Here is a 23,273-nt window from a genome sequence, read left to right on the forward strand (position 1 = left end):
AGCCAGAATGGAGCAGCGTTGCATGGCTGATCGCGGCCATGCTTGAGTGCTGAGAATATTTGTTTCTCCCGCTCGATCGGCCCAATCCGTCATGAGGAAAGCTTGAGCTACCGACGGCGCGAGCGCGACGGCCCGATCGAGTCCCGCCCCGCGCGTTCGATCGCCAGCTAGTCGCCGCACTTTGGCAGAAGCTTGGATACATCTCCAACCAGCTCAGGCATGACCTGCTCCGCAGTGCGCTTGCCCGTCACCAGGCTCTCCATATGGTGCTTGATCACCTCAATAATTTTCAGCGAATTATCGCCTGGAAAAGATGCCCATTCCGTCAGCAGCGGCAATTGCTGGATACTGGTCAAGTGGTTGGGGCTCCTTGCATAGAAAGCGCCGAGCATCTCCGGCGTCTTCACGGCAATCTCGTTGCCAGGCATATAGCCGGTGGAATTGACCATCGCGGTCTGGCCGACCGGCCCGGTGGCGAACTTTACATATTTCCAGGCGGCCTTCTGGCGTTCGGCGTCCTTTGCGAAAACCATGGCGACGTTTCCGCCTGCGGGAAGGCGCCCGTCGACGACGGCGAGCGGGAAGGCGACGGTTTTGAACTGGAACCGACCGCCGATCTGCCGCTCGGCCGCGGCCACATAGGATGTGGAATCCGCTGATATCGCGATGTTGCCTGCGACGAATGATTGCCGGGCCTGACCGAGCCCGAGATTCGGCATGCCCGATTTGCCGAAAGCTTCGAGCGTCTTCAGCGCCCACATGCCGTTCGCATCGTCGAAGGCGATGCTGCATCCGTCGGCTTTGAGAATACGGCCGCCTTTGCTCGTCACCAGCGACTGGAAGAGCCAGTTTCCGGTTTGCTCCCACTGATAATAGAAGCCCGTAGCCGCAGTGCCCGCTTTCGCCTCGATGGTCTTGCCCAGAGCCAGAAGCTCTGGCCAGGTCTTTGGAAGCGCTGACACATCGGTGCCGGCCTTCGCGAGCAGATCGGCATTGACGTAGAGCACCGGTGTCGAGACGGCGAACGGCAGGCCGTAGAGCTTGCCTTTGTATTTTCCGAGTTCCGCAAGCGTCGGGTAATAGCCAAGTTCGGCAAGCCCACCATCTGCCGCTGCGAATCCGTCCAGCGGCGCGCCTAATCCCCGATCCACGAACAGGCCAATCTGATTGATTCCGTTGAAAGCCACATCCGGCGGGCGACCGGTGATCTGGTCACGCAGGATCTGCTGCGCGGCCTCCTCGTAGCTCGCCACGGGATTGCGGAACTTCACCTTGATATCGGGATGCGCCTCGGTGAAACGCCTGGCCAATTCCTGATGCAGCGCATTGAAGGTACCGGGTGTGGTGTAGAGCACGTCGAGCGTGACCTCCGCGCGTGCAGAGGTCGCGCCGATTGCCACGAGGGCAACGGCTCCGGCGAGCACCGGACCTAGCCGGGTTACGATTTGATCAAGCATGGACGGTCTCCAGTTTTGGATTACTTCATGGTCGTTGCGGCGAGGCCGTCGATAAACCGGCGCTGCGCGATCAGGAATGCAATGAGGAGTGGGGCGACGATAATCACGGCGCCGGCCATCAGCGGACCGAGGAACTGCCCGGCTTCATCGTCACGGAAGAGCAGGATGCCGAGCGCGGGCGTGGAAATCTCCGCGCTGCGAACCGCGATAAGCGGCCAGAACAAGTCGTTCCAGTGGGCCACAATCGAGAAGATGCCAAAGGCGGCCAGCGCCGGCGTGGTCATGGGGATCATGATGCGCCAGATGATCTCGAACTCGCCGAGCCCATCGAGGCGGGCTGCGTGAATGATCTCGTCGGGTATGGACCGAAAGAATTGCCGCAGCAGGAAAATGCCGAAAGTAGAGATCGCCCACGGTTGATATGCCGTCGTTCGCAGTTCCATTTGATTGTACCGGGCAGGAATTCAACCACGGTGCTTGATGCCTTCTGAACCTTCCGAGAAGAAATCGAAATCCCGCACGCCGAACAAACGCGGCGCAAAAAATGCGGGTTTCGTCGAAGAAGCCGACTCATGTCGACGAACACGTGGGGAAGCGGTTGCGTCTCAGGCGCACCCTCCTCGGCCTCAGTCAGGACGACTTAGCAAGGCGTCTTGGCCTGACGTCTCAGCTCATCCAAAAATATGAGGCCGGGGAAACCCGTATCAGCGCGTCAAGACTCTACAGCATTGCCGTGCAACTCGCCGTCCCGATCACATGGTTCTTCGACGAGTTGGAAGTCAAGAAACGGGCCTCCGCCGAGTCGAAGCAGACCTCCGAAGCGCAGGATTGGAGTGAACTCGTTACGAAGCGAGAGTCCCGTCAACTCCTCGAACTCTATTTCGGCATTGCTGATGAACGCCTGCGCCGAAAATTGATGGAAGTCGCGCAACTTCTGAAAACAACAGACGCGGAATAACGGTCAGCGAGGTCCGCCTCTCCCTTCGGGCCGCAATAGGCCAGTTTTTTTGACATCTCGGCACGGCTCCGGAACGATTGCGCCGGTTGGGCTTTGATTCACGGAGATGTCTCATGGTGAGAGAAGGTCCAGCCCAACCCGCGCCACCGCCGAAGGAGCCGTATCCTGCGGAAAAGGCCCGAGGCGGTGAAATCATTCTCAACACGCCCGGCCGTCGCGCCATTTTCATCGCCGGTCTTTTGGGTGCCGTTGTCCTGGCGATAGTCCTCGGGAAGCTAATCCCTTCGGCACCAAGAGGCGACGTCGATGGATCGAAGATCGAGCGCCCGTCCAGGCTTTTCCAGTAAGGGATCGAGCAGATGGCAACAGAACGGAAAACCAGCCGGCAAATCTACGACGAAAGCGTCAGGATTCGCCGGCAAGTTGACGACGGACGGCCAAGGCAGTCCGAAGATGACATCCAGCGAGAGCAACTCGGACCGAGGGGAGTACCGGGAAAGCCGGATCCCGCAAAAATGGTCCCCCAGCGCAAGAAAAAAACGCCTTCAGAATTCGACCCCGGCCATACCGCCTGAGTTTTGGAACACGATCCACGCACATCGCCGTGAGCTGCGGCATGCACGCAAGGACGTTCCTCGGGACCATTCTTAGCGTGCCGCGCGCAAGGGCGTTAATCGGAAGGCAACGTTGATATTCTAGCCCCTTTTCGCTCGAAGCGTCGGTAGAGGGGCGATTTGAAGCCTCACCTCTAATGTCCTTTCGCTGGCGCGCTCAAGTCGATCGGCTTGAGGATGAGTGCAAGTGGAATCATCAAACCGCCGATGATTGCCAGTGTCCAGAACACATCGATATAAGCGAGGAAGTCGACCTGCCGCTGCAAGGTTTGGCCCACCCACGCGACCGCCTGTGACGTTGCCTCGGTGGCGCTCGAGCCTTGCGACTGGAAATAGCGCGTCACGGCATCGACGGTCTGCTGATAACTGATATCGGACGGCCCCGCATGTTCGATCAGACGGCTCTGATGGAACTGCTGACGCTGCGCCAGGACACTCTGCGCCAACGCAACTCCCATCGATCCCCCGATGTTGCGGGCAACGTTGATCAGAGCTGACGCCTGATTGGTTTTGTCCGGCGGCAAGCCGTCGTAGGACGCCGTCGTGACCGGCAGGAACAGGAACGGTAACCCCAGCGCGAGGAAGATGCGCGACCACGCAGCGTAGGAATAGGTGATATCGCTGTTCAAGCCGGTGAGGTGCCACATCGCAAGTGCGACAATACACGCGCCTATCATGATCAGGTATTTCGGCTGCACGACGCCGACCAGTTTTCCGACGATCGGCATCATCATCAGCGTGAATATCCCACCGGGCGAAAGGGCCAATCCGGCCAGCATCGCGGTGTACCCGAGTTCGGTCTGCAGCAGTTGCGGCAATAGCTGCGTCGTCGAGATCAGCACGGCTCCGGTGCCGAGCATAACGAGGAAGCAGGCGCCGAAGTGGCGGCGTCCCAACAGCCGGATGTCGACGATTGGATCCTTTCGGGTCAATTCCCACGGTATGAGCGCCAGCAAGCAGAACGCCGAGACAAGCGCGAATCCGAGGATCATATTGGATCCGAACCAGTCCTTGCGCTGTCCCTGGTCAAGGACGAATTCGAGCGAACCAAGCCCGATCGCGACCAGCACGAAGCCGATATAATCGACACGCAGACCGTTTTTCAGGAGCTCGCGCCGCTCTTCTTCGGCGCCCGAAGGCTCTCTAACCAGCGTCCCGACAAGGAACAGCGACAACATTCCCATCGGAACGTTGATCAGGAAAACCCAATGCCAGGAATAGGTGTCGGTGATCCATCCGCCCAGCGTCGGACCTATGACAGGGGCGACCACGACCGCTACGCCGTAGATGGCGAAGGCCTGGCCGCGCTTGGCGGGTGGGAATGAATCGGCAAGAATCGCCTGCTCACTAGTCGCCATCCCTCCCCCGCCAAGTCCCTGCAGGATGCGGAATAGAACCAGGGATTCGAGGCTCCAGGCAAATCCGCACAACAACGACGCAAAGGCGAACGTTGCCACGCAAATCATGTAAAATCGCTTGCGGCCGATAACCGTAGATAGCCAGCCCGAAATCGACAGCACGATCGCGTTGGCAACGAGATAACTCGTGATGACGTAAGTGCTCTCGTCGATGCCAACGGCCAACCCGCCGGCGATATGACGCAACGCGACATTGGCAATTGTGGTGTCCAAAACCTCCATGAAGGTTGCGATCGAGACCACGAAGGCGATGAGATAGGGATTATGTCCGCCAGCCGCGGAACGCTCTGGCGACCAGGAGGAGTTCGTTCCGTCCGCGACGTCTGTCATCGCACCCTGGTCCAGGGCACGACCGACATGCCCGGGCCGACCGGAATATCGGGCGGCCAGTCGTCAACCACGATCTTGACCGGAACACGCTGCACGACCTTCACAAAATTGCCGGTGGCATTTTCCGCAGGCAACAGGCTGAAGGCGGTGCCCGAACCAGGCTGCACCGAATCGACGTGCCCCTTGAGCTTGCGACCCGGATAGGCGTCGATCCTGATCTCGACCGGCTGACCGGGCCGCATGTCGGCAAGCTGTGTCTCCTTGTAATTGGCCGTGATCCAGACTTCATCCGGCACGAACATCATCAGGCTTTGCCCCGCGGTAGCGAAAGCGCCCTTCGCTCCGCTCAGCTTGACGACACGGCCGGATTGAGCCGCCTGGACATTGGTGTATTGCAAATTGAGCCTGGCCTGATCGAGCTGGGCGCCCGCTTGTTGTTTTGACGCCTCGGCACTCTTGTGCTGGGTTTGCAGCACTTTCAATCCCAGCTCTGCTCCAATCTCGGCTGCCTTGGCGCGGCTGGTGTTAGCCTGCTGGGCTTCAAGATCGGACTTTGTCTGTTGGGCGCGCTGAACCGTGCCGGCGCCCTTCTGGACGAGATCCCCGGCGCGATCGGCCTCCTCTCTTGAAAATTGAAGCTGCGCCTCGGCCTGTTTGAGCTGCGCCTTGGCCTGATCGATCTGTGCCTGTTGGCTGTCGATCTGCGCGTCGATATTGGCGACGTTGGCTTGCGCGACCGCGACCTGCGCTTGCGCCTGATCGACGGCAATTCGGTAGTCGCGATCGTCAATGCGAGCCAGCAGATCGCCTGCATTGACATGCTGGTTATCGGTGACCGGCACCGCGACAACATAGCCGCCCACTTTCGGCGCGACCGAAAAGCTGCGCGCAGCCACGAACGCATCGTCGGTCGATTCAAAATGGCGGACCTGCAACCAGTACGCAACTCCGCCAATCAGCGCGATCAACAGCACGCAAGCCGTCAGGCTTGCCAGGATCCAATGCTCGCGCAGCCGTTCTCGCCACGACTGCTTGCCGGGAGATGGCTCCGCTTGCTCGGCTTCAGCGCCGCGCGCGGGTTCAGACGTCTGTTGCGGGTGGCGATTAGGCTGTCGCGTCGTGTCCGCGGACGGCCCACGCTCCTGAGTTTGTGCATGCAACGCAGCACCTCAAGCGATTTGGCATGCAGTCCAGTCAGGCCTAACCGCGCGGGCCGGGGACTGGTTCCCCGGAACGAAGCCCCGATATGGCACCGCGCGCGGTCGTCAAAACAAGGCCCCGCCCAGTTAACTGAGTAACTGACGGGGCGCTTAGAGCGTTCGCTTCTTCGGGGGATTTCTCCTTTCCAAAGCTACTGGGTCCGTCGAAATAACGAGCTGCTGTCCATGTCGTTCCTAAACTCCGTCCCGCAAATCTTTTCCGTGACAGCGATATTTAGGAACCAAGCCTGGTCCGGCTAGTTCCTCGATCAACGGTCGAGGAAAGACGATGTCGACATGGTTCAAGGACGATGCCAATCCGCAGCTACTTACGGAAGCGAAGCAGATCGCCTGGGAGTTTCTCGAACGCAGCGGCGAGATCGATGATCCCGGGGAGGTCAATCAGTTCCTGATAGGCAAGATTGAACAAATGATCGAACAAGGTCAGCGAAACAGGCTGGCGCTTTCGAACCGTGCAATAGCCGCCTTTCAGGAATATCGACGGGCGCGAACCATAGAGCTCGCGCTGGTTTCGCGCTGAGGTACGCCACTGAGAGATGATCACGCGCGCCGCACCCCGCATCCTTTAGAGAGCTCGCGAACAGCAGCACATCACAGAGCTTGTCATGCACGTTGTGCAATGGCCTATCATGTAACGATTGGATGTCCGCCAGCGGCCGCAGCTTGCATTCGCCCCATGGAAGCGCAGCAGCCGGCGATGCCTTCTCCTTCGGCACGGCTGGCCTCGAGGGTGAATGCATCAGAGCCCCGCAGCGATGCGAATGCCCAGGGCCAGAAGAACGCAACCCACAAGGCCGGCTATGAAAACCACACGCATCCATGGCTTGCGCAGGATGATCTCGCCCTGCCGTGCCTTCTCGCCGGGATAGGTTCGGGAACCATCCGAATGTTGAGGTCCCGGATTCTGCGTTTCAGACATCTGCACACCGCCTTGCCAAGGTACTCAACGGATGCTCCGCGGACGAGTTCCTGATGGAACACCGCCGGGCGTCATTGCGTTGCCGATAAGGCCAAGGAATAACTATCGATGTCACGATATGATCCCTGATGAGGCAGACTGCCGTGGCCAGCGCGAAGATCAGCGCAAGTGCGCCTGTCGGGGTATTTTGGCGCCAGCACAGGTGCCGGCGCCACCTCATCGTGACAGCGGAGTCGCCGTGGCGATCGGCTGCCGCGCGCTTGAACTAGTGCCTGCTGAAAAGCAGCTCAGCATTGTGCCGGGCCGACTCACCTTTTAGGAGCTGGGCGCGCTGAAGCAGGTCTGGCGAGCCGCTGGCTCGAAACTCATTTGAGAGTAACGCGGCCATCATGAATCACCATCTGTTCCGCGACCGTAGCGATGCTGGCCGGCAACTGGCGCAAAAACTTGGATATCTGGAGCACGCCCAACCGCTGGTCCTCGCGCTGCCGCGTGGCGGCGTCCCCGTCGGCATCGAGGTCGCACACGCGCTGCATGCGCCACTTGATCTGTTGCTGGTGCGCAAGATCGGCGTGCCGTGGCATCCCGAACTTGCCGCCGGGGCGGTGATCGATGGCGCGCGGCCCCGCACAGTCATCAACGAGGACGTCGTGCGTACGGCTGGTGTGTCCAAGTCCGAGCTCGCGAGGATCGTCGAAGCCGAACTCGCGAAGATCGAACGCCGTAGGCGCCTCTGGTTGAGCGACCGGCCGCACATTTCCGTCGCCGGACACAGCGCCATCGTCGTTGATGACGGCATTGCCACGGGCGCGAGCGCAAGGGTCGCACTTCAGGCCGTTCGCGCCGAGGGCGCCGCCCGCCTCGTCCTCGCGACGCCGGTGGCGCCAGCGGAAACGGTCGAGATGCTTCGTGCCGAATGCGATGACATGGTGTGCCTGGCAACGCCCGAGGATTTCACGGCGGTGGGCATCTACTATGAAGATTTTCACCAAGTGGACGACAAGGAAGTACAGGAACTCCTGCAACGCGCGCCAATCTGAGCGTCCGTAAATTAAGCCTCCGGGATCCTCGGCGGCCGGCCCTCGACTCTCAGTCATGTGCCCGCCGCGACATTCAATCCGTCAATTGACGGGAATAGCGACAAACCGCGTTGCCTGGCTTGACTTTACCCGTGCCAATGCGATGCGCTTGCCCTTGCTTTGAACCTCAGTCAGCGCCTTGTAGAAGTCGACAGGAGCCTTCACGGCGTTGCCGCCTACGTCGAGAATAACATCCCCGGTCGAAAGTCCGCTCTCAGCCGCAACACCTCCGGGATCAAGATCGGCGACGATGACACCTCGGACACCGCGGCCAAAGTTTTCCGCAGGCATCAGGGTCAATCCGACGTTTGGCTTATCGCTATCTGCCGTCGGTGATTTCGATTTTTCAGCAATCGAGCGGCTCTCATTGCGAGGAATCGGAAGTTCGCCCAGCGTTACGTTGACATTTTTTTGCTCGTTCTGACGGATCAGGCCGACCTCGATTGATTTTCCGGGGGGCATATCGCTGACTCTCCTTATCAAGTCGCGATCATTGCTGGCTAGCTGGCCCGCAACAGAAGTGATGACGTCGCCCGGCGCGATGCCGGCTTTCGCAGCCGGGCTGTCCGGCTGGATTTCGGCGACCAAGACGCCGTAGACCGGTTTGTTGAGATCGAGACCATCCACGATGTCGGGACTCACCGACTGAACCTCGACGCCGATCCAGCCACGGGAGACGATACCCTTCTGTTTGAGTCTGTCCGCGATCGTCTTGACGGTTTCCGCTGGAATGGCAAAGCCGACACCGACCGAGCCGCCCGTCGGCGAAAATATTGCACTGTTGATGCCAATCACTTTGCCGCTGACATCGAAGGTCGGTCCACCGGAATTGCCCTGATTGACCGGCGCATCGATTTGGATGAAGTCGTTGTAGGGACCAAGGATGTCGCGCGCGCGGGCCGAGACAATTCCAGCCGTCACCGTACCGCCGAGTCCAAACGGGTTGCCGACGGCAAGAACCCGCGCGCCGATCCGAGGCGCCTTGTCGGCGATCTGGGCAACGGGGAATTCCTTTTCGCCCTCTATCTTGAGCAGCGCGAGATCCGTTTTCGGGTCGGCGCCAACCAGCTTGGCAGGGTAACTCCTGCCGTCGTCGGTGATGACCTCAATTTTTTCGCCGCCCCTGACCAGATGGCTGGTCGTCATGGCGTATCCATCCGATGATATGAAGAAGCCTGACCCGAGAGTGGTGGCGGTACGGGGCTGTCGGCCGCCCATCGGCACATCGGAACGCTTCGAGGGCGCGTCGCGACCGGAAGGCGGCTCCTCGTCGTCGGCGTCTTGCTCTACCTTCGCGCGCACCCCCACGACCGTCGGCTTGATGCGGTCCACGAGATCTTCAAAGCCCACTGGCAGGGCGGCGGATTGAAAGCCAACCGCGGGATTGTACCAGGAGTGCAGTTCTCTCCAGGCACTCGATCCGCCCAGCCAGGCAGCCGTTCCTGCTCCGAGAATTCCGATCGAAAGAATAGAGGCAGCAAGAATGGCGCGGCGCATCTTACCGGCGGTACGTTTTTCGGCCATGAGCTCTCTCCAAACACCAAATCCAGACCTGACCGGAGGCCTCCAGCACCCGATGGCATCAAGTGGTCAACTCTCTCATCTCAGCCGAGGCGCACGGAATCAGTTTCCGTACTTTCGGCTTCCGGATTCCATGTGCTTTTGGCAGCCGAACCCTTGCAGGATGCAGCGGCGCAATCCCTCTCTTACGCGGACGAGACGTGAGAACCGCGCGGGCTCGACTACGCCGCACATAGCGGCGCCTGTTGCCGCTGGGTCGTATTTCATCGCGGCATCAGCCAGCGACATGATACCTACGAGGCGCTTGTTTCGACTGACGACTGGCAACCGCCTGACTTGTATATAGCTCATCACTGGGCGAACTGGCGCCTGCCGAAGTGGTTCCAAAGCAAATAGTGGCGATTGCGCGTGAGCAGGCTGAATTGCGCACTGAATTGCGCACCCCACCCCTCAGCCTTTCGCCAATGCATGGCTGCTGCTGATGGAGCGCAATGCTTCCAAATGATCGGGCATCGCGCCCGGCAGGAAACATTAAACATTACGGTCTGGAAACATTACGGTCTGGCGACATTTTTGATTTGGGCCGCTTGCTGGAACGCCGTCCCTGGTTGAGGCGTTTCCATTTTCGGGTTTCCACCCAGAGGAGATGGACATGAGAAAACTGACACTGACATTGCTCGCCGGCGCCGGTGCCCTCATAGCCTCGAATGCATATGCGGCCGACGAGATTCAAACCGGAGGCGGTTCTCCCCTCCTTCATCAAGCACGGCTAATCTGTGACGACACCGGCCGATGTTGGAATACCCGGAGTGATCGTCGGGTGATCAGAGATGGTTACTATGCAACTCCGCGGTACTATGACGACTACGATCGCGGCTATTATCGCAGGCCGGGCATAGGCGTTTATGGGCCGGGGTTCAGCTTCGGCATCGGCCCAGACTGGTAAAGCCCGTTTAGCGGCGCTTTGGAGGCGCGCCAGCGTTGGAGGCGCGCCTCGGAGGTACGACGGCCATTCGGCGGACAATTTGCAAACACTACCGAGCGATTCCATTTCGCTCGCGAGGTGCGCTGCGGGCCGCAGTTTGATTTACGAGCCGTGATGCACCGGTTCTTCGTGATGTACTGGTCCTTTTGGTCATGAACATGGAGTAACTCGGCTTGCCAGCAGGGAGAATGCTCGATGTGTGATTATGGTCTTCACGCCGTCGGATCGCGGGCCGCCAAGGTGGGCGACCGGCTAATTTCAACCCGATTTCCCGGGACCGAAACGCGGGGCTTCGCGGCGGTGGGCGAACCGGGGGTGGCAGTCTGCATTCTCCCAGGTACCGAACTCTCCTTTGAACGCAAAATCGAGACCGTCCATGCCTTCGCTCCTCTCTGCCCGAGTTTCGGATTTGGCATGCAGGGCGAACAGCTTGCCCGGTTTCGACGAGTCGCCTCCCGCCAACCGCACGTGCATCATGACGCACTCGAGCTTGCCAACGGCAGGATCGTCCTCGTGACGAGGCTCAGAGAGGATCAGCGCGCGAGCGTCCTGCAGCTACCGGCGAACTCGCGGTTCGGCAAGGTCGACGAGGGTCTCCATCAGCTGATAGCTGAAACCTGATCTCTAGAGATTGCTATGCGACAGATGATCGCCAATAAGCGCATGGCGTACGCGATATCGGGGCGGCGTAGCTAACAACCGTCGTGGTCGGTGGAGAATGTGAACGGTCGCAGCCAGACAGGTAAACTTGTCGTCGTGTTTGGCGGGACCGGCTTTCTTGGCCGCCGAGCAGTCCGGCATCTACGCAGGCACGAGTTTCCCGTTCGCGTGGCGTCGAGACATCCCGATCGAGGCCGGGAGCTGTTTGGGTCCGACGATTCCCAGATCGAATCGATCGAAGTGAACATCCATAGCGAGCCATCGATCGCCAGAGCTGTTGCCGGCGCTTATGGCGTGGTGAATGCAGTTAGTCTTTATGTCGAGCGTGGACGGGCGACGTTTCATTCCGTACATGTCGAAGCTGCCCACCGCATAGCGGCGCAGGCGCAACAAGCCGAAGTCGAACGGCTCGTACACATTTCTGGAATCGGCTCCGATGCGACCTCGTCATCGCTCTACATCCGCAAACGCGGCGAGGGCGAGTCGGCAGTCCGGGCAGCGTTTGCCGGAGCGACCGTCGTTCGCCCGGCTGTAATGTTCGGCCCAGATGACACGTTCATTACCACTATAATCACGCTCCTCCGGCGCTTCCCCGTTTATCCAATGTTCGGACAAGGACTGACGAGATTACAGCCGGCCTACGTGGAAGACGTGGGAGAAGCGATTGCGCAGGTATTGCAAGGGTCCGAAACGGGTGCCACGTTCGAGTGCGGCGGCCCGCGCGTCTACTCCTATAAGGAGCTCGTCAGAGCCCTCGCGCGCGAAGCCGGGGTTAAACCTATTCTTCTCCCCGTTCCCTTCGCCGCGTGGCACGCATTGTCGCGGATCTTGGCAATATTGCCGAGCCCGCCAATTACTCGTCATCAAGTAGCGCTCATGCAAGTCGACAATATGCAATCGCCGGAAATGCCGGGATTTGAACGGCTGGGAATTTCACCGCATGCGGTCGAGGAAATCGTCCAGACCATGCTGAGAGGCCACTAACCGGGCCCGACCCCACACAGATCGCCCGGGCTAGATCCGATCGCGCAGCCCTTTAACGCCTTCGCCTTCGGCACAATGCTCGCAACAAAAAAATGTGCCGGCCTTCTCGAGGCCATGCCCGACGATGCGGATTCCGCAATGATTGCAGGTTGGTGCGAGCGCATGAATGGCGCATTCGAAGCTATCAAAGGTATGTGCCTTGCCGTTCATCGTGACCTGAAAGGCTTTGTCGTAGTCGTTGCCGCAGGTTTCACATGTCGCCATGATGTCCACCTTTCGCTGATCAGCGTGTCAAATGATGATGTCTTAGGCCGCGTTTCCATTCCTGAGATCCATTTAGTCGATATGAATCAATCGCCGGAAAACCGGTCAGATCGCGAGAAACTTGTGAGGATGGCTGACACAGCAATAAGCCAGCACCGGCCGCCGTGATGGAAGCCAGGAATTGAATATCCGGCCGTTGTGCGGGATTGCGCGCAATCGCTGCTGCTTCATATTGAAGTCTCGCATTGCAGGCGCAACTCGGGAGGGCATTGAAACGCCCGCAGGCGTCGTGACGCATACAGGCAGCATCCAAAGCATCAACAGGCCGAGTTCCTGGTCGGCTACCCGGACCACAGTAATTGCCATGAAATAGCAGCCCGCCGTAGTCGATGTGACGGCCGTCGCCAGCAATCGATTGCTTGCCGTGAAATTCCCCAGATCGCGCTTCCGCCATTGCGGTCAGGACAACACAGGCGCAAAGGACGACAACCACGCACGAACGCTCCAGCCGGAGATACATGGCATTAGGCCTCGTCATGCTTGAGTGGCCGAAAGCATAATGTTCAGGGCGTGCCCGAGTTCCAGATGGAGTAGCGTTAGAGCGGTCGCTACGCGGGTTCCTGGCTCGCCGGCGAGCGGCACGGCCGCCCTATAGTCTTTCGCTGGTCAGTCGCTGACCGTAAAAGGCCGGCGCCATTTTGGCGTACGATATCCCGCGACGGTCATCACGCAGACTGGCCGGTGACGCACGCAGTGCAAAGCCGAAACGCTCAGCGTTGTAGCGCGGCATCGGCGTCATTTCGATCACGCAATAGACAAGACCACACTTCATACGTTCCGCCGGTCGGCGCGTTTGCGGAACAGATGAAGGTACCCGGGCGTTTCAGTTCCAGCGAAGCGAAGGAAATCCGCATGGCCGAGGCTGCGCTCCGCAATTTCACGATCAATTTCGGACCGCAACACCCGGCGGCACACGGGGTGTTGCGCCTGGTTCTGGAGCTCGACGGCGAGGTGGTCCAGCGCGTCGATCCCCACATCGGCCTGCTCCATCGCGGCACTGAAAAACTTATCGAGCACAAAACCTATCTGCAGGCGCTGCCGTATTTCGACCGGCTCGGCCACATGCTGGCCGACGTTTCCGCCATCATCGGATCGCTCGATATCGTGTTCGGAGAGATTGATCGATGAGTTCAGGATCCGAGACTACCGAAATGCCAGATCACTGCGATGCGCGGCGGAAAATCGCCCGAGAAAGGAGAGACATCATGCCCAATATTCAGATCAACACTCAGACGATCACGCAGATCACGGTGGTTGATGCCGAGCCGGAAAAGCAGGCTGAGGTTTTGTCAATGATGGCAGAGCGAGCGCGTTTCATGGCGCGCCAGCCGGGCTTTGTCTCAATCAGCCTGCATCGCAGTCTCGATGGACGACGCATTGTCAACTACGTCCAATGGCAAAACCGTCAACTCCTGCAGCAGGCTCACCAATCGCCGGATTTTCGCAAGGTCTGGGGGAAGCTTGACGATTTGACCGACCAAATTGACCCACACCTTTACGAAGTTGCCGAGGTCCTGGAAGTTGCCGAGGTCTTGGACGGTGCTCGCTGAGCATCTCGTGATGGGTGGACTCGAAGGCGAGAAATAGTTGCGCAAGGTCGCGGCGCCGACTCTGCCCGGATCGGCCAGAGTTGCTCGATGTTGTTCCGATAAGCACGTGCGCGACATGTTAGGCCATGGCGTAGCTGCTCACACCCCGCAAGCAGCGTTCAGGGACCTTTTGCGAGGTACGGCGTTACGCTTGAGGGCACTATGGAGGAATAGTCATGCCAGAGCGACGAACCGTGGAGAAGGCCCGGAAGGACAAGCGCGCGGGCAAATCAACCACCACTCAGGCGGGCGAATTTGTGCATGAGGAGATCCGCAAGGTTCGCCGCGGCGAACATGGGGCGAGATCGCCGCAGCAGGCCATTGCCATTGGCCTATCCAAAGCGAGGCGCGCAGGCGTTGCTCTTCGCCCGCCACGGAAAGGCAAGGCCAAGGCGAGCACCCGCAAAAGCGCCGAGTACGCGTATGAGGCAGGCCAGGGCAAGCGAAAGCCCCGACGCCGACCGCGCGTCTCGCGCGCCGTGTCACGGGTCCTTAAGCGCGAACCGCGCAGCACGGCGTCGCGCACCGCGCTCTCGAAGCAAGCGCGTCGTGCCGCCTCGCGCCGCACCGCCTCAGCTCGTTCTGCCGCAGCCAGGAAAGCCGTAAAGACAAAAGGCGCCGCTGGCCGCTCTGCCGCCGCCAAGAAAGCGGCGCGAACCAGAGGGCGTCGCCGACGATAGCGCGAGTTGGTCGATAGTTACTCCGGACCTAATTCCTGTCCGAACACCTCGTCCGGACGACCTCTTCGTGAAGGGAGATGGCGGGGCGAAGGGAGATGGCGGGGAAAACGATTGACGCTACCCGTGCCTCCGGATGCAACGGAACGTTGCGCTGGGACGGGACCTTCTTGATCCGCCTGCGTTCAATTTTGGCAATGTGGAGATAGGGAACGTCTCCGTTATACGGAACGTCTCCGTTATCGAAGATCACATCACCGACCATCGCTCCAAGCCGCCATCCTCGACGCGCTGGCCGCCATAACGACGGTCGATCTCGGCCAGCGCAAGTTTCATTCCGTCGAAGTAGGTCCCTTGGGCCACACTCATATTCATGGCGGTCGGCGGGGCCTCCACGCCGTCGATCATTTGCCGGAGGATATGATGCTTCGCCGGCACAAGGGCGTTCTTCTGAAGCATGGCCAAATGACGCTGCACGGCCTCGATGTCGGCCTCCGAAAGTCCATCGGAGGTCATGCGGATACGATCCACCGCGCGGACGATGGCGGTGGGGCGCCCTGGGCATCGAGCAAGGCGTAGGTCCACAATGCCCGCTTGTCGTCCGACCGCGCCTGGTCGACGTCGAAACCGGGCGCGCTCTTTGCAGCGAGTGCGACCTTCTCCAGGTGCCGCTCCACGACAGCGCGAAGCATTGCACCGATTTCACACGGGGACGGCGGTAGCATCGTATCTGTACATCCAGTCGTAACGCTCCCGCAGGCGGTCTTCCGCCCACTCGCGCTCCACATAGGCCTGCGCCGTCGCCGGATCTCCCAGCAATGGATTGTGAAAGCGTTTCGTGTTGTCGGCCGATCCGTTGACGACGCGGGATGTGCGTTCGTACCTCGCCGATTCATAGGCGCGGAATGCCGCGGCAACGTCCATGCCGTGCGCCTCGAGCGCTCGAGACAGGATGTAGCCGTCCTCGATCGCCATGACGGCGCCTTGTGCGAGGAACGGCAGTGTCGGATGGCAAGCGTCGCCGAGCAGCGTGACGCGACCCACCGACCACGACGGAAGAGGACGGCGCAGTTTCAATGCCCAGAGATAAGGCTGGGGAATGGCTGCGATGAGCGTCTGTACGTCTTCATGCCATCCAGCGAAGTCGGCGAGCATGTCCGCATGCGAACCCGGCGTCGTCCAGGACTCTTCGTGCCAGTCCTCGCGTTCGACGACGCCTACGAAGTTCATCAGCGTTCCGCGCCGCAAGGGATACTGCACGACGTGTCGGCCGGGCCCGACCCAGTTCGACGAGACTGAACGTGCTAGGCGGGGCGGCAGGTCCGCCATCGGGATGACGCCGCGCCATGCAACGAGACCCGTGAATTCAGCGTTGTCCGAGCCATGCAGTCCTGCACGGATCACGGAGTGGATTCCGTCGGCGCCAATCAGCGCGTCGCCTTCGGCGGTGCTGCCGTCGTCGAACCGCAGGATTACGCGCGCTCCTACGGTCTCGCATCCGACAGTCCTATGTCCCAGACGAAGTGCGCCGGGGACAGCCGTCGTCACCGCATCCGACAGGATACCCAGCAGGTCCGGCCGGAACATCGTGACGTAGGGGTGACCATAGGTCTGCACCGACACGGCGCCGAGATCGAAAGCGGTCCATGCTTGGCCGGTATTCCACATCCGAATTTCACGCCGCTCCGGATGCGCGGCCTCTTCCATGACGCGAGTAGCGAGGCCGAGTTCGTGAAGGACAAGCATGCCGTTGGCGCTGATCTGCACACCGGCCCCGATCTCCTGAAGGATCTGCGCCTGCTCGTAAATCTCGACCTCGAAGCCACGCTTGATGAGGGAAAGCGCCGCCGTCAGCCCGCCTATGCCGCCGCCGGCTACGATGATTTTGGGTTTTCCGGCATTTTTCACAGCTTGCTACCCTTTCTTATGGATGCCAGCAGGACCGTCGCCAAAAACAGCCGTTCCTCCTAAGCCAGCTTTTGACTCAAGGTCGACATGGGCAAGAAAAAGCCCCGGAGAGTCTCGTTCAAGCTATTCTGAAGTGATCTGGGCATCCTTGACGACTTTGGCCCAGCGCATGCGGTCCCTGGCGATCAGTTCTGCCAGGCGCTCAGGCGAGCCGCCTTGAGCGATCAAGCCTTGCTTGTCGAGTACGGCCCGAACGCCAGGCTGCGCCAGTATCTCGTTGAAAACCGCATTGTAGCGGTCAACGATCGCTTTCGGTGTATCGACCGGAACAAGAACGCCATACCACAAATCGACATCGAAATCGGTCACGCCAAGTTCCGCCAACGTCGGCACATGCATCGCCTGCGGCGCCCGAGCTTGGCTGCCGACGGCCAGGATACGGATTTGTCCCGCTTCCGCGAGAGGAAGCGCGGTATGGATCGGCAAGAACATGGCTGAGACATGTCCGCCCGCGAGATCTTTCACGGCGCCCGCAGAACCCGGATAGGGAATGTGTGTCAGGTTGATTTTCGCCGTCAGCTTCAGGAGCTCCATGGCGAGATGCTGCGGTGTTCCCCGACCCGGGGAAGCATAGTTGATCTCGCCCGGCTTGCTGCGAGCAACTGCGATCAGTTCAGGGAAGTTGTTGACCTTGATCGAAGGATGCACAACGAGCGCAAGAACGCCGGTCGCGATCTCCACGATCGGCGCGAAGCTCCTCTCTGGATCGTACGGGATCGAGCGATAAAGGCTCGCATTCATCACAAAAGTATTGACGGTCACTAGAAGCGTGTTGCCATCCGGAGCAGCGCGCGCCGCTGCATCCGTGCCAATGTTGCCGCTCGCACCAGCCTTGTTCTCCACGATGACAGGTTGGTTCCAGCGCTGCCGCAATTCCTCACTGAGGATACGCGCGAGTAGATCGGGCCCTGTGCCTGGCGAGAACGGAACGTTGAGCCGGATTGTTTGCTGCGACTGCCCCTGGGCCAGGCTTGGCGTTATTGCGGCAAAGGCCGCGGCCAGGATTCCCAGCACCGTGCGGCGCGAATGCGTGCAACTTGCGGAGTCGGTCGCCACGATATCCCCCGTTCATGCCAGCGGGTGGTCCGCCCGCGGTTACAGCCTAACAAAATCTCTCAATATGAGATTTTGATGTATTATGCGCTGATCGCGCGCCAGTTCAAGATTGATTCTGTCAGACCGGAAAAGTATCGCCGTAAGCAGGTGCGAGGCCGCGAGCCGAAAGTGGAGCGATGTCAGACCATGCGGCCTGAGGCATGAAGCCGACGAACAGCCTGGAACGGGTGCTGGCGGTTCTCGAGGTGTTTTCCGAGGAGCGCCTGGAATGGACGCCCGAGGATTTGATGCGCGAGCTCGGCTATAGCCGGCCGACGCTCTACCGCTATCTGAAGATCCTGAAAGATGCCGGCTTCCTGATGTCGACCCGCAATTCCGGCGTCACGCTGGGGCCCAAGGTCGTCGAGATGGATTATCTGACGCGGCGCTCCGATCCGCTGGTGCTGCACGGTGTGCCCTATCTGAAAGAGCTGACGGCGGCCCATTCCTGCACCGCCATGGTTTTGCGCTGGTACGGCAACAAGATCCTCTGTGTCGCCTCTGAATCCTCCACCAAAAACCCGATCAGTTCCTATCCGCGCGGACGGCCGATGCCGCTGGGGCGCGGCGCGATCGCGCGCTCGATCATGGCGCTGCTGCCGCGGCCGCGGCTGGTGCCGCTGGTCGAGCGCAACCTCGCCGACCTGCGCTCGGTCGGCCTCGGCAACACTGCCGCCGACGTCCTGAAAAGCCTGAAGAAGGTTCGCAAGGCCGGATTTGCCATCGCCTATGGCGAGGTCACGCCGGGTGCGGTCGGCATCGCTGCGCCGATCTTCGACGACCGGCACTACCCGATCGCCAGTGTCTGCGTCACCATTGCCGGCAACCTCGTGACCGGCGCCCAGATCGATCAGATCGGCGCCGAGGTCCGGCGCGTGGCGCTGCAGATCTCGGCGGATCAGGCCTCGGTGAGGCCGAAAATATGAAGTACAATCTTACATTATGAGATTATCCTTGACTTGGCGACGGTCCTGATTTCATTTCGCCGTGCCCGCGGCCCATCGCCGGGCGGACGACTCACGCCAATCGCAAGAAGCCAAGATGAGCACGCCCACCGAATCCCCAGCGCAAGTCGTCATCGTCGGAGGCGGGCCGGTCGGTCTTGGTCTTGCGATCGATCTCGGCCAGCGTGGTGTCAGGTGCGTTCTGGTCGAGCGCTACAATAGTCCGCAACCGATCCCGAAGGGTCAGAACCTGACCCAGCGTACCCTTGAGCACTTTTACTTCTGGGGCGCGGAGGCGGAGCTTCGCGCGGCGCGGACCATCCCGCGCGATTACGGCATCGGCGGCATGACGTCGTACGGCACGCTGCTAAGCGGCTACAGATATGACTGGCTGCAGCGCGAGCTGGTGCGGCCCTATTACTTCACCGACAACGAACGGCTGCCGCAATATGCCACCGAAGCGGTGCTGCGGCAGCGCCTGAGCGAGTTGCAAGGTGTCGAGACTATATACGGCTGGAGCGCTTCCGGCATCGAGCAGGACACGGATGGCGTGCAGGTGACAGTGGCCGAGCGCAACAGCGACCGTCGTCGCACATTGCGGGCGGATTATGTGGTCGGCTGTGACGGCAGTCGCTCTTTGGTGCGCGAGGCCACTGGCATCACACAGACCCTGACCGACCACGACCGGCTGATGGTGCTGCTGGTGTTCCGCTCGACCGGTCTGCACAAGTTGCTCGAGCGCTTTCCCAACAAGTCATTCTACAATGTGCTGCATCCGGAGCTAGAGGGCTACTGGAAGTTCTTCGGCCGCGTCGATCTCGGCAGCACCTGGTTCTTCCACGCGCCGGTGCCGCTCGGCACCACCAAAGACAATTTCGATTTTCCCCGCTATCTGTATTCGGCGGTCGGCGAGGAGTTTGACGTCGAATTCGAGCACATCGGCTTCTGGGATCTGCGCGTCGCGATATCAGATCAATATAGCATCGGGCGCGTCCTCATCGCCGGCGACGCTGCGCATAGCCATCCGCCCTATGGCGGCTACGGCATCAACACCGGCCTCGAAGACGCCGCCAATCTCGGCTGGAAGCTTGCCGCGGCGCTGCAAGGCTGGGCCGGAGCACATCTCCTGGATTCCTACGGCGAGGAACGGCGGCCGGTGTTCGCCTCGACCGCGCGGGACTTTATCGAGAAGGCGATCCAGAGCGACAGGGAGTTTTTGGCCAAATTCGATCCCGCGATCGACAAGGCTGCATTTGAAGCCGAATGGCTGGCGCGCTCGTCCGGTGCGCGTTCCGAGGTCAATTCGTTCGAGCCGAATTACGAGGGCTCCTCCATCGTCGCGGGTCAGCCAGATGCCACCTGCAGCGCGATCGGGTCGCATGAATTCGCAGCCCGGGCCGGACATCACCTGGCGCCGCGCCAGCTCGCATCTAGCCGCAATGTCTTCGAGGAACTGGGCGCCGGTTTTACGCTGCTCGATCTCGGCGCGCCGGACGCTGCCGTCACTGAAATCAGGTCCGCGGCCGAAGCGAGCGGAGTGCCGCTCACGCTGATCAGGGACGACAGCGCGGAAGTGCAAAAATTCTACCAGGCGACGCTGATTCTGGTCCGGCCCGATCAGTTTGTCGCCTGGGTGTCGGACGGCGATGTGACAGATGCCGCAGCTATCATCCGTCGCGTGGTCGGCGGCCACCCCTGACGGTATACGCGCCAACTCCGTCGAATAAGAAAACAAGCCGAAAGCTGGCAAAGGAAACACAGGGAATCAAGGGTATGAGCCGTCATAGCGCCGCGCATTATTTTCTCGAGGGTCTGGTCGATCTCGGCGTTGAATATATCTTCGCCAATCTCGGCACCGACCACGTCTCGCTGATCGAGGAGATCGCCCGCTGGGACCGCGAAGGCCGCAAGCATCCGGAAGTTATCCTCTGCCCGCATGAGATCGTCGCCGTGCACATGGCCGGCGGCTATGCGCTGGCGACCGGCAGGGGACAGGCGGTGTTCGTGCATGTCGATGCTGGGACCGCCAATGCCTGCATGGCGATCCAGAACCTGTTTCGTTACCGGCTGCCGGTGATGCTGTTCGCCGGACGCGCGCCTTACACGCTGCATGGCGAATTGACCGGATCGCGCGACACCTATGTGCACTTCGTGCAGGATCCCTTCGACATCGCCAGTATCGTGCGGCCCTATGTCAAATGGGAATACTCGCTGCCCTCGGGCATCGTCGTGAAGGAGGCGCTTGCCCGCGCGAGCGCCTTCATGCACAGCGATCCACCGGGGCCAGTCTACATGATGCTGCCGCGCGAGACGCTGGCCGAACAATGGGACGAGGCGCAGATGCCGGCCTATAACCCCGCGCGCTTTGGCAGCGTCGCGGTCGGCGGTATCGATCAGGACCGCGTCGAAACCATCGCCAGCCGATTGATGGCTTCGGAAAATCCGATCGCGCTGACGGCCTATCTCGGTCGCAATGCGGACGCTGTCGCGGCGCTGGAGCGCCTCGCGCTGGCCTGCGGCATCCGGATCGCGGAATTCAACTCGATCGATCTCAACGTCTCGCAGGATTCGCCGTGCTTCGCCGGTTTCGATCCGCTGCCTCTGCTGGAACAGGCCGATGTCGGGCTGCTGCTCGATACCGACGTGCCTTTTGTGCCGCAATACGCTAGGCGCGTCGAAGCCATCGACTGGATCCAGATCGACATCGATCCGTTGAAGTCGGATTTCCCGATGTGGGGATTCCCGACCGACATCAGGGTCCAGGCCGATTGCGCGACTGTTCTGCGGCAGGTGCTCGAAGTGGTCGAGGCGCGCGCGGATGATCTTTATCGCAAGCGCGTCACTGAGCGCACCGCCGGCTGGAGCGGTGCGCGCGATGCAGCGGCCAGGCGCCGCGCCGCTGCTGCCGAGAACAAGGGCGCGTCAGGCGCGCTCAGCGCGGCCTATCTGTTCGCAACCCTGAACCGTGCGTTGTCGCAGGACGATATCGTCGTCAACGAAGCGATCCGCAATGGGCCGCTGCTGCAGGAGCAGATCCGTCGCACGCAGCCGCACAGCTACGTCGGCCTCGCCGGCGGCGGGCTCGGCTTCAGCGGCGGCATGGCGCTGGGCTTGAAGTTGGCGCAGCCGGAGCGGCGCATCGTGCAGATCATCGGCGACGGCGCCTATCATTTTTCTTCGCCGGACTCCGTATTCGCCGTCGCCCAGCAATATCAAATTCCGATTCTGACAGTCGTGCTCGACAATGGCGGCTGGCAGGCGGTCAAGTCGTCGGTACAGAGGGTCTATCCGAAGGGCGTCGCCGCCGAGACCGATTCCTTTCAATCGCAACTGCGCTCGGGCCGGCAGGGCGAAAAACGAGGCTTCTCCGATATCGGCCGCGCCTTCGGCGCGCATGGTGAATTCGTCAGCGAGCCGGATGAACTCACCGCTGCGGTCGAGCGCTGCCTCGCCGCTGTCGACGGCGGGATCGCTGCCGTCCTGCATGTCCAGATCACGCCGCTCTAGCGCGCCAATCCAGCCCGGGGAGGGATCGAAATCATGAAAACCTTTAGCCGCGTGGCGCTGGCCGCCATCTGTTTGAGCTCTTTCGGCCTCGCGCCTGCTGCCGCCGAGGTCGAATATCCGGGCCGGGCGATTCACATCATCGTCGGCTTCACGCCGGGTGGTGGCAACGACATCATCGCCCGCATCTTCGGGCAGAAACTATCGGAAAGTCTCGGCCAGCCGGTCATCATTGAAAACAAGCCCGGCGCGGGGGCGATCCTTGCCACCGAATACGTCGCGCGGTCTGCACCTGATGGCTACACGCTGCTGGTCGGTGCCAGCGGCGCGATGGTGATCAATCCGGCAGTCTATGAGAAGCTGAGCTACGACACGATGCGGGATTTCAAGCCGGTGTCCGAGCTTGGATCGTTTCCACTGATCCTGATCGTCAACGCGGCGTCGCCGTTCAAGTCGTTGGCCGATCTCGTCGCCTACGCAAAAAGCAATCCAGACAAGGCGAACTATTCCAGTTCCTCCGCCGCCTTCCAGCTCGCGACCGAGCTGTTCAAGCAGAAGACCGGCGTTCCGATGCAGATGATCCCCTACAAGGGAGCCAACGATTCCGTCACCGCGGTGATCTCGGGCGAGGTGACCGCGACCATCGCCGACGCCGGACCGGTGACCAGCCAGGTCAACGGCGGTCAGGCGCGCGCGTTGGCAGTTGCTGCTCCGAAGCGGATGGACAGTTTGCCCGATGTGCCAACCATGAAGGAGGCGGGCGCTGACGTCGAAGCGGTGTTGTGGAGCGGCATATTCGTGCCCGCGGCGACGCCGCCCGAAATTGTCAGGAAGCTGGAGGCTGAATTCGTCCGCATCGCGCGGTTGCCGGACGTGATCTCCCGCCTAAAATTGCTCAACATCGAGTCCGTCGGCAATTCGTCGGAGGAGTTTTCGCGCGTCATCGCGGCGGATCTTGAACGCTGGAGAGCGGTGGCCCGCGCCGGCAATATCAAGATAGCCCAGTAGAACAGTCGTGCGCGGAGAC

General features: G+C 60.6%; 23 protein-coding genes and 1 pseudogene. 11 read left to right on the top strand and 13 right to left on the bottom strand.

Annotation, left to right across the window (positions count from 1 at the left end):
- Nucleotides 1-167: 167 nt before the first annotated feature.
- Together V1294_RS30560 and V1294_RS30565 are read right to left on the bottom strand one after the other, a co-directional pair.
- Nucleotides 168-1,457 carry an ABC transporter substrate-binding protein gene (locus V1294_RS30560; RefSeq protein ID WP_334502412.1) on the bottom strand — a complete coding sequence of 430 codons (1,290 nt, stop codon included), beginning with the start codon at nt 1,455-1,457 and terminating at the stop codon, nt 168-170.
- 20 nt (nt 1,458-1,477) lie between these two features.
- Nucleotides 1,478-1,900, bottom strand: a complete 423-nt coding sequence (locus V1294_RS30565; protein WP_334502414.1) for a carbohydrate ABC transporter permease — start codon at nt 1,898-1,900, stop codon at nt 1,478-1,480.
- 101 nt (nt 1,901-2,001) lie between these two features.
- Between V1294_RS30565 and V1294_RS30570 the strand changes: the two genes are divergently transcribed.
- Nucleotides 2,002-2,415 (top strand): helix-turn-helix domain-containing protein, encoded by a 414-nt coding sequence (locus tag V1294_RS30570; protein ID WP_334502416.1) that lies wholly within the window; start codon nt 2,002-2,004, stop codon nt 2,413-2,415.
- 748 nt (nt 2,416-3,163) lie between these two features.
- Here the strand turns inward: V1294_RS30570 and V1294_RS30580 are convergent.
- Nucleotides 3,164-4,777, bottom strand: coding sequence for a DHA2 family efflux MFS transporter permease subunit (locus V1294_RS30580; protein ID WP_334502419.1), 1,614 nt, complete (start codon nt 4,775-4,777; stop codon nt 3,164-3,166).
- Nucleotides 4,774-5,775: an HlyD family secretion protein gene (locus V1294_RS30585; RefSeq protein WP_417021241.1), complete on the bottom strand. Its 1,002-nt coding sequence runs from the start codon at nt 5,773-5,775 to the stop codon at nt 4,774-4,776. Before V1294_RS30585 ends, V1294_RS30580 begins: the two co-directional genes overlap by 4 nt.
- Nucleotides 5,776-6,265: 490 nt before the next feature.
- Between V1294_RS30585 and V1294_RS30590 the strand changes: the two genes are divergently transcribed.
- Nucleotides 6,266-6,517, top strand: a complete 252-nt coding sequence (locus V1294_RS30590) for a hypothetical protein (RefSeq protein ID WP_334478479.1) — start codon at nt 6,266-6,268, stop codon at nt 6,515-6,517.
- 219 nt (nt 6,518-6,736) lie between these two features.
- Here V1294_RS30590 and V1294_RS30595 read toward each other — a convergent pair whose 3' ends face one another.
- Nucleotides 6,737-6,916 carry a hypothetical protein gene (locus V1294_RS30595; protein WP_108518767.1) on the bottom strand — a complete coding sequence of 60 codons (180 nt, stop codon included), beginning with the start codon at nt 6,914-6,916 and terminating at the stop codon, nt 6,737-6,739.
- Between the two features lie 389 nt (nt 6,917-7,305).
- Here V1294_RS30595 and V1294_RS30600 point away from each other — a divergent pair, with 389 nt between their 5' ends.
- Nucleotides 7,306-7,956: a phosphoribosyltransferase gene (locus V1294_RS30600; RefSeq protein WP_334502423.1), complete on the top strand. Its 651-nt coding sequence runs from the start codon at nt 7,306-7,308 to the stop codon at nt 7,954-7,956.
- A gap of 81 nt (nt 7,957-8,037) precedes the next feature.
- Here V1294_RS30600 and V1294_RS30605 read toward each other — a convergent pair whose 3' ends face one another.
- On the bottom strand, nt 8,038-9,519 hold the full coding sequence (locus tag V1294_RS30605; protein ID WP_334502426.1) for a trypsin-like peptidase domain-containing protein: 1,482 nt from the start codon (nt 9,517-9,519) through the stop codon (nt 8,038-8,040).
- 1,177 nt (nt 9,520-10,696) lie between these two features.
- Here V1294_RS30605 and V1294_RS30615 point away from each other — a divergent pair.
- A complete protein-coding gene (locus V1294_RS30615) occupies nt 10,697-11,122 on the top strand; it encodes a hypothetical protein (RefSeq protein WP_334502428.1) in 426 nt (141 codons plus the stop codon).
- A gap of 99 nt (nt 11,123-11,221) precedes the next feature.
- Complete coding sequence (locus V1294_RS30620) at nt 11,222-12,145, top strand: complex I NDUFA9 subunit family protein (protein ID WP_334502431.1); 924 nt, start codon at nt 11,222-11,224, stop codon at nt 12,143-12,145.
- 30 nt (nt 12,146-12,175) lie between these two features.
- Here V1294_RS30620 and V1294_RS30625 read toward each other — a convergent pair whose 3' ends face one another.
- The 3 genes and pseudogenes from V1294_RS30625 to V1294_RS38115 form a co-directional block, all read right to left on the bottom strand.
- Complete coding sequence (locus V1294_RS30625; RefSeq protein WP_334478467.1) at nt 12,176-12,409, bottom strand: hypothetical protein; 234 nt, start codon at nt 12,407-12,409, stop codon at nt 12,176-12,178.
- Nucleotides 12,410-12,428: 19 nt separating this feature from the next.
- Nucleotides 12,429-12,929: a hypothetical protein gene (locus V1294_RS30630; RefSeq protein ID WP_334502433.1), complete on the bottom strand. Its 501-nt coding sequence runs from the start codon at nt 12,927-12,929 to the stop codon at nt 12,429-12,431.
- A gap of 219 nt (nt 12,930-13,148) precedes the next feature.
- Nucleotides 13,149-13,241, bottom strand: a pseudogene (locus V1294_RS38115) (NADH-quinone oxidoreductase subunit B); the annotation flags it as partial.
- Between the two features lie 80 nt (nt 13,242-13,321).
- On the opposite strand from V1294_RS38115, the gene V1294_RS30635 reads away from it, so the two are divergent.
- The gene (locus V1294_RS30635; RefSeq protein ID WP_334502435.1) at nt 13,322-13,597 is read left to right on the top strand and encodes a hypothetical protein; all 276 of its coding nucleotides are present in this window, start codon (nt 13,322-13,324) and stop codon (nt 13,595-13,597) included.
- A gap of 77 nt (nt 13,598-13,674) precedes the next feature.
- The gene (locus tag V1294_RS30640; protein WP_334478465.1) at nt 13,675-14,019 is read left to right on the top strand and encodes an antibiotic biosynthesis monooxygenase family protein; all 345 of its coding nucleotides are present in this window, start codon (nt 13,675-13,677) and stop codon (nt 14,017-14,019) included.
- Between the two features lie 965 nt (nt 14,020-14,984).
- On the opposite strand, the gene V1294_RS30645 is transcribed toward V1294_RS30640, so the two are convergent.
- From V1294_RS30645 to V1294_RS30660, 4 genes are all read right to left on the bottom strand, one after another.
- Complete coding sequence (locus V1294_RS30645; RefSeq protein ID WP_334502437.1) at nt 14,985-15,251, bottom strand: hypothetical protein; 267 nt, start codon at nt 15,249-15,251, stop codon at nt 14,985-14,987.
- Complete coding sequence (locus V1294_RS30650; protein WP_334478462.1) at nt 15,248-15,427, bottom strand: hypothetical protein; 180 nt, start codon at nt 15,425-15,427, stop codon at nt 15,248-15,250. The genes V1294_RS30645 and V1294_RS30650 overlap by 4 nt, the downstream gene beginning before the upstream one ends.
- Before the next feature lie 10 nt (nt 15,428-15,437).
- On the bottom strand, nt 15,438-16,643 hold the full coding sequence (locus tag V1294_RS30655; RefSeq protein WP_334478461.1) for an FAD-dependent monooxygenase: 1,206 nt from the start codon (nt 16,641-16,643) through the stop codon (nt 15,438-15,440).
- 123 nt (nt 16,644-16,766) lie between these two features.
- A complete protein-coding gene (locus tag V1294_RS30660) occupies nt 16,767-17,759 on the bottom strand; it encodes a Bug family tripartite tricarboxylate transporter substrate binding protein (protein WP_334502438.1) in 993 nt (330 codons plus the stop codon).
- A 200-nt stretch (nt 17,760-17,959) separates the two neighbouring features.
- Between V1294_RS30660 and V1294_RS30665 the strand changes: the two genes are divergently transcribed.
- The 4 genes from V1294_RS30665 to V1294_RS30680 all read left to right on the top strand — a co-directional run bounded on the left by V1294_RS30665 (nt 17,960) and on the right by V1294_RS30680 (nt 23,254).
- Complete coding sequence (locus tag V1294_RS30665; RefSeq protein WP_334502439.1) at nt 17,960-18,724, top strand: IclR family transcriptional regulator; 765 nt, start codon at nt 17,960-17,962, stop codon at nt 18,722-18,724.
- Between the two features lie 115 nt (nt 18,725-18,839).
- Nucleotides 18,840-20,441 (top strand): FAD-dependent monooxygenase, encoded by a 1,602-nt coding sequence (locus tag V1294_RS30670; RefSeq protein WP_334502440.1) that lies wholly within the window; start codon nt 18,840-18,842, stop codon nt 20,439-20,441.
- 74 nt (nt 20,442-20,515) lie between these two features.
- Nucleotides 20,516-22,249, top strand: coding sequence for a thiamine pyrophosphate-requiring protein (locus V1294_RS30675; protein WP_334502442.1), 1,734 nt, complete (start codon nt 20,516-20,518; stop codon nt 22,247-22,249).
- A gap of 33 nt (nt 22,250-22,282) precedes the next feature.
- A complete protein-coding gene (locus tag V1294_RS30680; RefSeq protein ID WP_334502443.1) occupies nt 22,283-23,254 on the top strand; it encodes a Bug family tripartite tricarboxylate transporter substrate binding protein in 972 nt (323 codons plus the stop codon).
- The last annotated feature ends 19 nt before the right edge of the window (nt 23,255-23,273 follow it).

The sequence above is a fragment of the Bradyrhizobium sp. AZCC 1678 genome, assembly GCF_036924765.1.
Taxonomy (GTDB): domain Bacteria; phylum Pseudomonadota; class Alphaproteobacteria; order Rhizobiales; family Xanthobacteraceae; genus Bradyrhizobium; species Bradyrhizobium algeriense.